Genomic DNA, 13,476 nt, shown 5'->3' with positions numbered 1-13,476 from the left:
GCCGGCCTGCCAGCGGCACCACCCCAGCCCGCTCACCGGTGCAGGAGCTCGTCGGTTCTACGACCCCCTTGAACCCGCAGTAAGAGCCCTGAGGGGCGACAAGGCCGTTCGACTGGAGACGCACGTGGCCGGGCGCATCGAGGATTACGCACTCATCGGAGACATGCAGACCGCCGCCCTGGTCTGCCGGGACGGCACAGCTGACTGGCTGTGCCTGCCCCGCTTCGATTCGCACGCCGTCTTCGCAGGACTGCTGGGCACCGAGGAGCACGGCTTCTGGCGTCTGGGACCTGCGCGGGCGGAAGGAGCCGAGCCGCCGACGGCGGACCGGCGCCGCTACCGCGGGGACTCCCTCATCCTGGAATCGGAGTGGGACACGCCGCGCGGCACGGTCCGCGTGACCGATTTCATGCCGCCGCGTGACGGCGCACCGCAACTCATCAGGATCGTGGAGGGCGTCAGTGGCCGGGTGCCGATGCGCTCGGAACTGCGCATGCGGTTCAGTTACGGCCGGGTGACACCCTGGGTGCACAAGGTCGACTCCCGCACCGTCGCCGTGGCGGGACCGGATTCCGTCTGGCTGGACACCGAGGCGGAGACGTACGGCAAGAACCTGACCACGTATTCCGACTTCACCGTGGCACCCGGTGACCGGATCGCGTTCACGATCAGCTGGCAGCCCTCGCACCATCAGCCGCCCGCGCTCCCGGACCCGGAGGGTTCCCTGGAGGCGACCGAGCTGTTCTGGCGCGAGTGGGTCGATCAGTGTACGTACCACGGGCCTTATCGGGAGGCCGTGGTCCGCTCACTGATCACCCTCAAGGCCCTCACCTACGCCCCGACGGGCGGCATCGTGGCGGCGCCGACCACCTCGCTCCCGGAGGAGATCGGCGGCGTACGGAACTGGGACTACCGCTACACCTGGCTGCGTGACGCCGCCATCACCCTCTCCTCGCTGCTGCGCACCGGCTACCGCGAGGAGGCCCGCGCCTGGCGCGAGTGGCTGCTGCGGGCGGTGGCGGGCGACCCGGAGAACCTGCAGATCATGTACGGCATCGCGGGCGAGCGGGAACTGGGCGAGGCGGAGCTGGACTGGCTTCCCGGCTACGAGAACTCCGGCCCGGTCCGGGTCGGCAACGGCGCGGCGAACCAGCTCCAGCTCGATGTGTACGGCGAGGTCACCGAGGCGCTGCACCTGGCGCACATGACGGGGCTGACCCGCAACGACTACGCGATGGGCCTCCAGCTCAAGCTGATCGAGTACCTGGAGAAGCACTGGTTCGAGCCCGACGAGGGCATCTGGGAGGTGCGCGGGCCGCGTCGGCACTTCGTGCACTCCAAGGTGATGGCCTGGGTCGCGGTCGACCGCACGATCAAGCTGATCGAGTCCGGGGACGCGGAGGGACCGCTGGAGCGGTGGCGCGACCTGCGCGACGACATCCATCGCGACGTCTGCGAGCAGGGCTACGACAAGGAACGCAATACCTTCACCCAGTCGTACGGGTCGAAGGAGCTCGACGCGTCCTTGCTGCTGATTCCGCAGATGGGCTTCCTGCCGCCGGACGACAAGCGGGTCATCGGCACGATCGAGGCGATCCAGCGCGAGCTGTCCACCGAGGACGGCTTCGTCCTGCGCTACCCCACTGCAGGGGACGCCGCGGGCGTGGACGGTCTGGAGGGCGACGAGGGCGCGTTCCTGGCCTGCTCGTTCTGGCTGGCCGACGACCTCGCGATGATCGGCCGGGTCGACGAGGCCCGCCAGCTCTTCGAGAAGCTGCTGTCCCTGCGCAACGACCTGGGCCTGCTGGCCGAGGAATGGGACTCGCGGCTCCAGCGCCAGGTGGGCAACTTCCCGCAGGCGTTCAGCCATGTGCCGCTCATCGACACGGCACTGCGGCTGACGGCCAGCGGGGCGTACGTCGGCTGACGCGACGCGGACGCCGCGGGATCCCGGATCCCCTGCCCTTTCCCCACCGGTGATGTCCACCGCGTGGCCGAGAGGTCAGGGGATCCGGCATTCCCGCACGTCAACCACGCGGGAGTGTGAGCGAACAACCGATCCTCGGCGAGCCACAACGATCGGTTGTGCACGCCTAAGGTGAACCGGTGAACACCGAGGCATTGCGATCGTTCGTCCGGGCGGCCGAGATCGGACAGGTCCAGCACGCGGCCGATGAGCTTGGCGTGACGCAGCAGGCGGTCTCCAAGCGGATCGCCGCCCTGGAGCGCGAGCTGGACGTCCGGCTGTTCACACGTACCGCCCGAGGAGTTGAGCTGACGCTCGACGGCCAGGCGTTCCTCCCCCACGCGCGGAGCATCGTCGCGGGTGTCGAGCGCGCCATCAGCGCGGTCAGGCCGGGCTCCCGGGCCCTTCGGATCGACGTTCTCGGCCTGCGAAGCGCGCAGGCCGTCGTTCTGCACGACTACTGGCGGTCACATCCCGAGACCGACCTCGACGTGGTGACCCTCCGGGTCAACGACCCGCGCGTGGCGGTCGCCGCCGTCGAAGCCGGCGATATCGACGCCTCGTTCCGTACCGTCACCGCCCCGGACACACTGCCGCCCGGCGTGCGGATCATTCCCGCGTTCGACTCTCCGCTGGAACTTCTCGTCGGCCCGGGACATCCGCTCGCCTCCGCGCGGAGACTGACGCCCCCGCAGCTGCGCAAGCACCGGATCTGGGTGCCAGGCATCGCGCCCCGAAGCGAATGGTCGGAGTTCTACGATCAGCTCGCCACCGACTTCGACCTGCGCGTCGACGCGGCAGGCCCGCACTTCGGAGACGAAGTGCTCCTGGACACCCTCGCGGACTCCGCGGACGTGGCCACCTTCGTCGGGGCACGCGACCGGTACACCTGGCCGGCCGACCACGACCTGCGCCGCATCCCCGTCGTGAATCCGACGCTCGCCTACCCGCTCGCCCTCATCCTCCCCAGGACGAATCCGCATCCAGGACTCCGCGGGATCATCACCCACCTCGAAAGCCTGCCGGCGCTCCCCGGGCCGGTCTGGCGCCCGTCCTGGGCCACGATGCCACCGCGCGGCGACAGCGACAGCGCAGCTGCCCGCAGGTCCCCGCCCCGGCAGGAGTGACGCGACCGGCTGCCGACAGCAGCCTCCACCAGCACCGGTGAGTCCCGTCCCCCACCGGTACACAGAAAGGTTCGTGGCATGTCCGACGACCGTCTCATGCGCATCCACAGCGCCGAGTTCCAGGCCATGGCCGAGAGGGTCCTGCGGGCCACCGAGCTCACCTCCCGCCTGAACGTCCTGCCCTTCGAGGACGAGGCGGGCAAGGCGAAACTGCTCGAACAGATCCTCGGGAAGCCGCTGCCCGGGAAAGTCACGATCTATCCGCCCTTCTACACGGACCACGGCCTTCACCTGGACCTCGCGGAGCGGGTGTTCATCAACCAGAACTGCACGTTCCTGGACTACGCCGGCATCCGGCTCGGCGAGCGCGTGATGGTCGGGCCGAAGGTCACGTTCATCACCGCCGGTCACCCGGTCGATCCCGAGGAGCGACGGGGGTGGCTGACCGGCGCGCCCATCGACGTGGCGGAGAACGTGTGGATCGGCGCCGGTGCCACCATCCTGCCCGGCGTCAGCATCGGCCGCGATGCCGTGGTCGCCGCCGGCGCGGTCGTGGCCGACGACGTTCCGCCGGCAAGCCTGGTGACCGGCGGTAAGGCCACCGTTCACCGACGGTGGTGACGGCCCCTCCAGGGCCGCACCGAGCCCCGCACGACGTGTTCCGTCGCCCTCACGGCATCGGGCCCGCCACCGCCCGCGCGTGACGCGGGACCGGCGGCCGGGTAGCTTCCTGACCAGGGCTGCTGCCCTTTTCGTAGGTGAGTGGAAGCACGAGGCCGAAGTCTGTGGAGAGCCAAGGCGGAATCACCGTCCGACGCGCGCTGGAACTGCCCGGCCTGCGCGGCGGACTCCCGGAGGTGGTGGCCGGTGCCGAGCGGCTGAACCGTACGGTGCGCTGGGTGCACGCGGGCGAGGTGCCGAACATCGCCTCCCTGCTCAAGGGCGGCGAGCTGCTCCTCACCACCGGTCTGGGCCTCGGCACCCGGCCCGCCGAGCAGCGCGCGTTCGTCCGCAGGCTCGCCGACCGCGGCATCGCAGCCCTCGTGGTCGAGCTGGGCCCGCGCTTCAGCAGGCTGCCCGCGTCCATCGTGGACGCCGCGCGGGCGGCCGGGCTGCCCCTGGTCCAGCTGCACCGCGAGGTGCCGTTCGTCGCGGTCACCGAAGAGGTCCACACCGAGATCGTCAACGGGCACTACGCGCTGCTCCAGCAGGCCGAGGAGGTGCACCGGCGCTGTACGCACGCCCTGCTCGGCGGCGGTGGCATCCCGCAGGTCCTCGGCATCCTGGCGGACTTCACCGCCAACCCGGTCTTCCTCGAAACGCCCGACGGCCAGCTCCTGTACGCGGCCGGCACCGGCACCGGCCCGGTGGGCGCCGACCCGCTCCAGGTCTGGGACGGCATGCGCGGCGGCCGGGCGGCCCGCGAGACACCACCGACCGGCGCGGTACTGGTGGATGTTCCGGGCGGTGGCCCCGGTACCGGTTCGGTACGGGCCAGGCTGGTGCTGCTCGCCGTGTCCGGCCCGCTGGTGACCGTGCACCGCATGGCGGCGGAGCGGGCGGCGGGCATCCTCGCCGTCGTCCTGATGCAGGCACGGCAGGAGGAGGAGCTGGCGGCCCGCGGCCGGGGCGACTTCCTCACCGACCTCGCGGAGGGCCGGATCACCCCGGAGGACGCGCCCGCGCAGGCCCGGGTGCTCGGCTTCAAGCCCGGCGACACCCCGCTGCTCCCGGTCGTGATGCGGCTGGCCCCCGAGCTGTCCCTCTCGGGCAACTGGGCGCTGCTGGCCCGCGCGGTGCTGGAGGAGCTGTCCTCCGTCGGCGTGCCGGTGCTGCTGGGGGTGCGGCCCGTGGAGGGCCGGGTGCCGCTGCTGCTGGGCCTGCGCTCGGAGAGCGAACGCACCGCGGTCGCGGACCGGGTGGCGGCGGCGCTGCGGGCGGGCGTCGAGCGGGCCGGGCTGGAGCGGGCGGGGGCTCATCCGCCGGTCGTGGTGGTCGGCGTCGCGGGCGGCTGGGCGGCGGCCGGGGCGGGGCTGCGGCACGCGGCGGAGACGGCCGCGGCGGCGCAGGGGCTGAGCGACCGGCCGTGGTACGACGCCCGGCGCCTGGACATCGACCTACTGCTGTGGCGGCTGCGGGACCATCCGGACCTGGCGGCGTTCGTGGACCGGGCGATCGGCCCGCTGCGCGATCACGACCGCACCTCGCGCCCCGCGCTGCTGCCCACGCTGGAGGCGTACCTCGCCCATGCGGGCCGCAAGGCGGAGACGGCGCGCGAGCTGCATCTGAACCGGCAGACGCTCTACAACCGGCTGGCCCGCATCGGTGAACTGCTCGGCACCGACCTGGACGACCCACAGACGGTACTGGCCCTGAGCCTGGCGCTGCGGGCCCGCCGCCACGCCGGATGACGCCGCCGCCCCCACGGGGCGGGGGTTTCGGCGTCCCGTCCGCTCAGCGCGCTCGGGGCGCGGCCAGAGGCTGCGCCAACTCGTCGTACACGCTGAGCACTTGGGCGATCGTGTCGTCCTCGGTGGGCCAGCCGGCCGCCTGGACCCGCCCCGCCTCGGCTAGCCGCCCGCGCCGCCGCGGATCGCCGAGCAGCCGCACGACGGTACGGGCCAGCGCCTCGGCGTTCCCGTACGGGACCAATTCCGCGGCGTCGCCCACGAGTTCGGGCACCCCGCCGACGGCGGTGGCGACCAGTGGCACTCCCAGCCGCAGCGACTCCTGCGCCAGCAGCGACCGGGCCTCCCAGCGGCTGGGCACGACCGCCACGTCGGCGGCGGCCAGCAGTTCACCGATGTCGCTCCGGCACCCGAGGAGAGAGACCGGCAACTCCTCGTCGCTGATGCGCCGTTGCAGTGCCGCCCGGTCCCGCCCCTCGCCCGCGATGATCAGCAGGGGCCCGGGGTCGAGTTCACGCCATACCCGCGCGGCGTCCAGCAGGGTGTCGAATCCGTGATGCGGTACGAGACTGCCGGCGGCCATCAGCAACGGGCGCCCCACCGCTCCCAGTTCGGCCCGCACCTTGGCGCCGTGGACGGTGTCGGGGTACCGGGCGACCGGAACGGCGACCGGTGCGAGCCGGGCATCGCGCGCCCCTCGGCCGCGCGCCCGGTCCACCAGATCCGACGACGGGGCGAGCACAACGTCCGCCGCCCGCGCCGCCCTTCGCTCCAGCAGATGCAGCACCCGCCGACGGGCACCTTCGGCATGGACGCGGGTGTGCCAGGTCATGACCAGCGGAACCGTACGGCCGCTGAGGGCGAGAGCGGTACGCACGGCCGCGTGCAGCCCATGGGCGTGCACGACGTCCGCGCCCGCGCAGGCGGCGCGCAGCGCGGCGACGGCGGCCGGATCGCTGCGCCGGGGCACCGGGGCGAAGTGGGCCCCCGTCGCCGGGAAGTCGTAGACGCGGTCCACTGCGGCCGGGGCGCAGACGGTCACCTGCACTCCCCTGGCGATCAGTCCCGCGGCCAGCGAACCGACGTGCGCGCTGCTGCCCGCACTGCCGCCGCCCAGGACTTGGACCGTACGCAGATGTGACACGTTGAATGGCTCCCGGGGCTCCCGAGTCGGCGGTGGATACAGCGCCAAGGATGCCAGTCCGTACGCACGTTCCGGGACCGCAGGAACGTTGCTGCGGCACCCTCATCGACAACCGGGCGCACCGCACCACTCGTACGAGTGAAACGCCTGGCGTGAAGTTGCCGCCCCCTGGTACGGACCATGCTCCTGAGCGCACGCCCGGAGCACGAAGAGAGCGCGCCCGGCGCCCACGGGTACAGGGACGAGCCGACAGCGCCCCCGGACCGCCCCTGGGGGCCGGGGGCGGGTACGGGGCCAGTACGAGGCCGGTTCGAGGCGGGTACGGGGCCGGTCCGCACCGGTCCGGGGCCAGTCCCGCACCGGGGTCCGGGGCCACCCGGTGCCGCAGGTGCCGCCCCCGTACAGCAGCCGTCCCTTATCCGTTATCCGTCCGCCCGTGCCGTGGCCAGCAGTTCCTCGGCGTGTGCCCGTGCCGTCTCGGAGTCCTCCTGGCCGGCCAGCATCCGGGACAGCTCCCGCACCCGGTCCTCACCCTCCAGGACCGTGACACCGCTCCTGGTCACCGAACCGTCCACCGTCTTCTCGACCAGCAGCTGCCGGTCCGCGAAGGCCGCCACCTGCGGCAGGTGCGTCACCACCACCACCTGGGCCGACTTGGCGAGCTTGGCCAGACGGCGGCCGACCTCGACCGCCGCCTTGCCGCCGACGCCCGCGTCGACCTCGTCGAAGAGGTACGTCGGTACGGGGGCGGAGCCCGCGAAGACCACCTCGACGGCGAGCATCACCCGGGACAGCTCACCACCCGAGGCACCCTTGGCGATCGGCCGGGGCGGGGCCCCGGGGTGCGGGGCCAGCAGCAGTTCGACCTCGTCGGCACCGGACGGGCCGTAGACGACGCTCCGCCCCGCGATGTCGATGCCGGAGGCCTCGTCCGGCGCCTCGGTCTGCCGGACGGCGAACGAGACCCGCGCGTGCGGCATCGCGAGGGAGGCCAGCTCCTCGGTCACCGCCTCCGCGAAGCGCGCCGCCGCCTCCGTACGGGCGTCGGTCAACGCCTGCCCGAGTCCGGAAAGTTCGGCGCGCAACGCGTCCCGCTCCGCCGTCAGCTCGCCGATCCGTTCGTCGTCGCCCTCCAACTCGGTGAGTCGGCCCGCGCCCTCCTCGGCCCAGGCCAGCACGGCGCCGATGTCCGCGCCGTACTTACGCGTCAGCGTGGTGAGGGCGGCCCGCCGCTCCTCGACCGCGGCGAGCCGCAGCGGATCGGCGTCCAGCTGATCCGCGTACCCGGACAGCTCCCCGCCCACGTCGGCGAGCAGGATGGAGATCTCACCGATCCGGTCCGCCAGCGCGGCCAGTACAGGGTCGTGGGCCCGCACCGCGTCCAGGGACCGGCCGGCGGCCGCGACCACGGTCGTGGCGTCGATGCCCTCCGGGTCCTCGGGATCGCCCACGAGCGCGGTGTGCGCGAGGGCCGCGGCGGAGGCGAGGGCCTCCGCGTGACCGAGCCGTTCGGCCTCGGCCGCCAGTTCGGTGTCCTCCCCGGCCAGCGGTTCGACCCCGGCGACCTCATTGAGGCCGAAACGCAGCAGATCCGCTTCCTGGGCCCGTTCCCGGGCACGGGTGGTCAGCTCGTCGAGCTCCGTGACGACGCCCCGCAGCCGCCGGTAGGCCGCCGCGTACTTGGCGTGCGGGACATCGACGCCGCCGCCCGCGTACCGGTCCAGGGCCTGCCGCTGCCGCGCGGGCTTGAGCAGTCCCTGCTGGTCGGTCTGACCGTGCACGGCGACAAGTTCGTCGGCGAGCTCGGCCAGCACCCCCACGGGCACGGATCTGCCTCCGAGGTGCGCCCGGGAGCGCCCCTCCGCCGAAACGGTACGGCTGATCAGCAGCGCGCCGTCGTCGAGTTCCGCACCGGCCTCCTCGGCGCGCAGCGCGGCCGCGTCGCCCTCGGAGACGGTGATCCGCCCCTCGACGACCGCCGCCTTGGCACCGATCCGCACCAGGGCAGGGTCGGCGCGCCCGCCGAGCAGCAGCCCGAGACTGGTGACGACCATGGTCTTGCCCGCTCCGGTCTCGCCCGTCACCGCGGTGAAGCCGGGTGACAGCTCCACCACCGCGTCGTCGATGACTCCGAGCGACCGTATCCGCATCTCCTCCAACACGGACATGACCTTACGAGGTCCGCGAGCCGGTGTGTGACGGCCCCCGGTCGTCAATTCACTCTCCCGGGCACCTGAGGGCCCCCCGCGACGGACCGCCGGAGCATCAGTTGGGCGCGCCCCGCCAGCCCGAGACCGGCAGCGCGAACTTCGCCACCAGCCGGTCCGTGAACGAGGCCTGGTGCAGCCTGGCCAGCCGTACGGGCACCGCGCCACGCCGCACCTCGACCCGTGCGCCCGCCGGAAGCTCGACGGTCCTGCGGCCGTCGCACCAGAGCACCCCGTGCGGGGTGTGCGGCTGGACCTCGACGGCGAGAACCGAGTTCGGCGAGGTCACCAGCGGCTTGGCGAAGAGCGCGTGGGCGCTGATCGGCACCATCAGGAGCGCCTCGACCTCGGGCCAGACGACGGGCCCGCCCGCCGAGAAGGCGTACGCCGTCGAACCGGTCGGGGTCGCGCAGACGATCCCGTCGCAGCCGAACCCGGTCACCGGCCGGCCGTCGATCTCCAGCACGACCTCCAGCATCCGTTCGGGCGACACCTTCTGCACGGCCGCCTCGTTGAGCGCCCAGTCGGTGTGCACGATGTCACCGTTGCTGTGCACGAGCACATCGAGCGTCATCCGTTCCTCGACCTGGTACGCGCGGGTGACGACCCGGTCGACCACCTTGTCGAGGTCGTCCCGCTCGGCCTCGGCGAGGAAGCCGACCCGGCCGAGGTTGACCCCCAGCATCGGTACGCCGGAGGCCCGGGAGAATTCCGCGCCGCGCAGCAGGGTCCCGTCCCCGCCGAGGACGATCAGCAGCTCGCAGCCGTCCACGGCCGCCGGTGTGGTGTCCGTGACCGTCTCCACGGACGGCGGCAGCGGCAGATCGGCCGCCTCGGTCGCCAGGACCCGCACGCCGAGGCCGTTGCGCAGCAGCCCCTGCACGACGAGTTCCGCGCTCCGGATCGCGGCCGGCCGGCCGGTGTGCGCCAAAAGAAAGACTGTTCGTGCCGCATTCGTCGTCAACGAGGCCCCTCCGCCACTGCACGGTCGACATCCGCGGGATCCAGCTCAGGTGCACCGGCCCGCAGCCACAGAAAGTACTCGACATTCCCCGACGGTCCGGGCAACGGGCTGGCCGTCACGCCCCGGACGCCCAGGCCCAGTCCCCAGGCCCGGCGCGCGACTTCCCGTACCGCCTCGGCCCTCAGCTCCGGGCTGCGCACCACCCCGCCGCTGCCGAGCCGCTCCTTGCCCACCTCGAACTGCGGCTTGACCATGAGGACCAGGTCCGCGTCGGGCGCCGCGCAGCGCGCGAGGGCAGGCAGCACAAGCCCCAGCGGGATGAACGACAGGTCACCGACCACCAGGTCCACCGCCTGCCCGTCGATCGCCTCCAGGGTCAACTCCCGTACGTTGGTACGGTCCTTGACGATGACGCGTTCATCGGACTGGAGCGACCAGGCCAGCTGCCCGTAGCCGACATCGACGGCGACGACCTGTGCGGCACCGGCCCGCAGCAGTACGTCGGTGAAGCCTCCGGTCGACGCCCCGGCGTCCAGTGCCCGCCGCCCCTCGACGTTCAGCCCGAGGGGGACGAAGGCGGCGAGGGCGCCCGCGAGCTTGTGCCCGCCGCGCGAGACGTACTCGGGGTCGCTGTCGTCCTTGGTGACGACGACCGCGGCACTGGTCTCGACCTGGGTGGCGGGTTTGGTCGCGGTGTTGCCACCGACGGTCACCCGCCCCGCGGCGATCAACTGGCTCGCGTGCTCACGAGAGCGGGCGAGCTTGCGGCGTACCAGCTCGGCGTCGAGGCGGCGACGTGCCACTCCTGCCACGTTCGGTTCAGCTCCTGTTGTTGTACGAGGGCATGGACTCGGGCCCGGGTGCGGGTGCCGGACGGGTGTCCAACGAGGTCAGCGCATCGCGCAGCCCACGGTGTACATCCTCGTACACGTCGATGTGTCCGTCCGCCGGAAGGTGGTCCGCGTCGGCCAGACGCTCCAGCTGGGCATCGATATCGGCGCTCCCGGTGGGGGTGCGTCCGACGCCGAGGGGCGCGGGGTCCGCGGGCTCGAAGGAGGGCGCGGCGACGGCCGCGTCGGCCTGGGCCGTTTCCCCGGGCGTACTCGCGGACGTACTCACGGGCGCCGTCTCCGGCCCCGGCATCCAGTCGCTCATGCCGAAACGCTACCTCGACGGGCCGGTGTACCGTCGATCGCGATGGCGACCATGACGGAGTGCCGCAGCGCACTCGACAGACTTTCCGAGAACATCGCAGGAGCCGACGGCGACGTGCGCGGCGCCGCTGCCCTGGACCGCTCGCTGAGCTGTCACATCAAGGACCTCGATGTGACGTTCACCGGCCGGCTGACCGATGGCCGGATCCGGGTGCTCGACACGGTCGAGGGCCCGCCCCGGGAGAAGGCCGAGATCAGGCTCGCGATGACCGGCGACGACCTGGTGGCGATGGTGGACGGACACCTGAACTTCGCCAAGGCATGGGGATCGGGCCGCGTCCGCCTGGAAGCGGGCTTCCGGGACCTGCTGAAGCTCAGATCACTGCTGTGACGAAACGGTCCGGCTCAAGCGGGCCCGAGGTTGCCGTACCCGCCCCGGCTGCCGCACCCGGCCCGGCTGCCACGCGCCGTGCCCTGCGCGAGGCCGGGACCACCAACGGCGTGCCCGTCTCCGGATCGTCGATCACCTGACACCGCATCCCGAACACCCGCTCGACCAGTTCGGCCGTGACGATGTCCGACGGCGCACCCTCGGCGATGATCTCGCCGTCCCGCATCGCGATGAGATGCGTGGCGTACCGCGCGGCGTGGTTCAGATCGTGCAGCACGGCCACCAGCGTGCGCCCCCGGTCCTCGTGCAGCTCCGCGCAGAGGTCGAGCACATCGATCTGGTGCTGGATGTCGAGATACGTCGTCGGCTCGTCGAGCAGGAGCAGCGGGGTCTGCTGCGCGAGCGCCATGGCGATCCAGACCCGCTGGCGCTGACCGCCGGACAATTCATCGACATAGCGATCGGAGAGCTCGCCCACGCCGGTCGACGCCATCGACTCGGCGACGACGCGTTCGTCCTCCGGCGTCCACTGACGCAGCAGCCCCTGGTGCGGGTAGCGGCCACGGGCGACGAGGTCCGCGACGGTGATGCCGTCCGGGGCTATGGACGTCTGGGGAAGCAGCCCCAGCGTCCTGGCGACCTTCTTCGCGGGCATCCGGTGGATGGCCTGCCCATCGAGGAGCACCTGCCCGGCCTTCGGCTTCAGCATCCGGGCGAGCGCGCGCAACAGGGTCGACTTGCCACAGGCGTTGGGCCCGACGATCACCGTGAAGGAGTTGTCGGGAATCGCTACCGAGAGGTTCTCGGTGATGATCCTCTGGTCGTAGCCAAGGGTCACCGAGTCCGCGGTGAGGCGCTGCATGGTCCTGCTCCCCGAGTTGATGGGTGGGTATGCGCGGTGTGCGGCGAGCGCGGGCCGCGCAGAAGAGCCGAGGGGCGGACAGGAACCCTGGAGTACGCAGCCCACCGGCACCGGCCACCGCAAAGTTAGGTTAGCCTACCCTCCATTTGAAGCCGCCGGTCCGGCTCTCCTCACCGCGCCACCACAGACCGGATCGGCGTTCCTGCCGCCCTACAGCCCTAGCCTGGCGATCGCCTTCGCGGCATCCAGCCCGCACGAGCCCCCGCCGGCCTGCGTCCACGCGGCCCCGCACAGAGCCCGCAGCCCGTCGAGTACGTCCCCGTCGCCCTCCAGTAGCAGAGCCTCCCCGCGCACGAGTGCCGTCCAGTCACCGCAGCGGAACGCGTCACCGGCCACGGTCACCTCGGGCTGCCCGGTCAACAGCCCCCGCAGATCACGGTCCACATAGGTCGGCCGGTGCCGCGGCTCGGCGGCCAGCAGCTGCGCCGCGTCGGTCACCCCGGTCAGGACCAGCAGCGAGTCCACTCCCCCGTTGAACGCCCCTTCGATGTCCGTGTCCAGCCGGTCCCCGACCACCAGCGGCCGCTCGGCCCCGGTCCGCAGCACGGTCTCCCGGTGCATCGGCGGCAACGGCTTGCCGGCGACCTGGGGCTCGGCACCGGTGGCGATCCGTACCACCTCCACCGCCGCACCATTGCCCGGTGCGATACCGCGGGCACTCGGAATCGTCAGATCGGTATTGGACGCGAACCACGGCACCCCCCGAGCGATCGCATAGCTCGCCTCGGCGAAACGTCCCCAGGCCATGTCCGGCCCGCCGTACCCCTGGGCCACCGCCACCGGCTCGTCGTCCGCCGACTCCACCGGCACCAGACCGCGTTCGCGCAACGCGACCCGCAGCCCTTCGCCGCCGATCACCAACACCCGGGCCCCGGACGGCAGCTGATCGGACATCAGCCGGGCCACCGCCTGCGCCGAGGTGATCACATCGGCGGGCTCGGCAGGAACCCCCAGCTCGGTCAGGTGCTCCGCCACGGCGTCCGGTGTCCGCAGCGCGTTGTTGGTCACGTACGCGAGATGCATGCCGCCGTCCCGCGCGGTGCCCAGTGACTCGACGGCGTGAACGATCGCCACCCCGCCCGCGTACACCACCCCGTCCAGGTCGAGCAGGGCCGTGTCGTACGCCTCGCTCAGCGCCGTGCCGCTCCCGCGCGGCCGCGACGCGTACTGCTGATCACTCATATGTCCTCGCT

The 13,476-nt window shown here is 72.1% G+C and carries 12 protein-coding genes; 5 read left to right on the top strand and 7 right to left on the bottom strand.

Annotated elements, in window-relative coordinates:
• The first annotated feature begins 124 nt into the window (after positions 1 to 124).
• The 4 genes from OG413_RS23385 to OG413_RS23370 all read left to right on the top strand — a co-directional run bounded on the left by OG413_RS23385 (position 125) and on the right by OG413_RS23370 (position 5,504).
• Complete coding sequence (locus OG413_RS23385; protein WP_266808463.1) at positions 125 to 1,927, top strand: glycoside hydrolase family 15 protein; 1,803 nt, start codon at positions 125 to 127, stop codon at positions 1,925 to 1,927.
• A 179-nt stretch (positions 1,928 to 2,106) separates the two neighbouring features.
• Complete coding sequence (locus OG413_RS23380) at positions 2,107 to 3,093, top strand: LysR family transcriptional regulator (protein WP_266808462.1); 987 nt, start codon at positions 2,107 to 2,109, stop codon at positions 3,091 to 3,093.
• Between the two features lie 78 nt (positions 3,094 to 3,171).
• Positions 3,172 to 3,714 carry a sugar O-acetyltransferase gene (locus tag OG413_RS23375; RefSeq protein WP_266808461.1) on the top strand — a complete coding sequence of 181 codons (543 nt, stop codon included), beginning with the start codon at positions 3,172 to 3,174 and terminating at the stop codon, positions 3,712 to 3,714.
• Positions 3,715 to 3,878: 164 nt separating this feature from the next.
• A complete protein-coding gene (locus OG413_RS23370; RefSeq protein WP_266808460.1) occupies positions 3,879 to 5,504 on the top strand; it encodes a PucR family transcriptional regulator in 1,626 nt (541 codons plus the stop codon).
• Between the two features lie 43 nt (positions 5,505 to 5,547).
• On the opposite strand, the gene OG413_RS23365 is transcribed toward OG413_RS23370, so the two are convergent.
• The 5 genes from OG413_RS23365 to OG413_RS23345 form a co-directional block, all read right to left on the bottom strand.
• Positions 5,548 to 6,645, bottom strand: a complete 1,098-nt coding sequence (locus tag OG413_RS23365) for a glycosyltransferase family 4 protein (protein ID WP_266808458.1) — start codon at positions 6,643 to 6,645, stop codon at positions 5,548 to 5,550.
• A gap of 422 nt (positions 6,646 to 7,067) precedes the next feature.
• Positions 7,068 to 8,813 carry a DNA repair protein RecN gene (recN, locus tag OG413_RS23360; RefSeq protein ID WP_266808456.1) on the bottom strand — a complete coding sequence of 582 codons (1,746 nt, stop codon included), beginning with the start codon at positions 8,811 to 8,813 and terminating at the stop codon, positions 7,068 to 7,070.
• A gap of 97 nt (positions 8,814 to 8,910) precedes the next feature.
• The gene (locus OG413_RS23355; RefSeq protein WP_266808454.1) at positions 8,911 to 9,816 is read right to left on the bottom strand and encodes an NAD kinase; all 906 of its coding nucleotides are present in this window, start codon (positions 9,814 to 9,816) and stop codon (positions 8,911 to 8,913) included.
• A complete protein-coding gene (locus OG413_RS23350) occupies positions 9,813 to 10,628 on the bottom strand; it encodes a TlyA family RNA methyltransferase (RefSeq protein WP_266808452.1) in 816 nt (271 codons plus the stop codon). The genes OG413_RS23355 and OG413_RS23350 overlap by 4 nt, the downstream gene beginning before the upstream one ends.
• 7 nt (positions 10,629 to 10,635) lie before the next feature.
• Positions 10,636 to 10,971, bottom strand: coding sequence for a hypothetical protein (locus OG413_RS23345; RefSeq protein ID WP_266808450.1), 336 nt, complete (start codon positions 10,969 to 10,971; stop codon positions 10,636 to 10,638).
• A gap of 42 nt (positions 10,972 to 11,013) precedes the next feature.
• On the opposite strand from OG413_RS23345, the gene OG413_RS23340 reads away from it, so the two are divergent.
• Entirely contained in the window at positions 11,014 to 11,361 is a 348-nt protein-coding gene (locus OG413_RS23340; RefSeq protein ID WP_266808448.1) for an SCP2 sterol-binding domain-containing protein, read from the top strand.
• Here OG413_RS23340 and OG413_RS23335 read toward each other — a convergent pair.
• Both OG413_RS23335 and OG413_RS23330 read right to left on the bottom strand, forming a co-directional pair.
• Positions 11,345 to 12,223 (bottom strand): ABC transporter ATP-binding protein, encoded by an 879-nt coding sequence (locus OG413_RS23335; RefSeq protein ID WP_266808446.1) that lies wholly within the window; start codon positions 12,221 to 12,223, stop codon positions 11,345 to 11,347. The two genes, OG413_RS23340 and OG413_RS23335, sit on opposite strands and share 17 nt — an antisense overlap.
• Before the next feature lie 210 nt (positions 12,224 to 12,433).
• Positions 12,434 to 13,465: an HAD hydrolase-like protein gene (locus tag OG413_RS23330; RefSeq protein ID WP_266808444.1), complete on the bottom strand. Its 1,032-nt coding sequence runs from the start codon at positions 13,463 to 13,465 to the stop codon at positions 12,434 to 12,436.
• Positions 13,466 to 13,476 lie beyond the last annotated feature (11 nt).

This window comes from Streptomyces sp. NBC_01433 (assembly GCF_026340105.1).
In the GTDB taxonomy this organism is placed as follows: domain Bacteria; phylum Actinomycetota; class Actinomycetes; order Streptomycetales; family Streptomycetaceae; genus Streptomyces.
The sequence above is the reverse complement of the archived record's forward strand: the minus strand, read 5'-3'. Positions and strand labels throughout refer to the sequence as shown.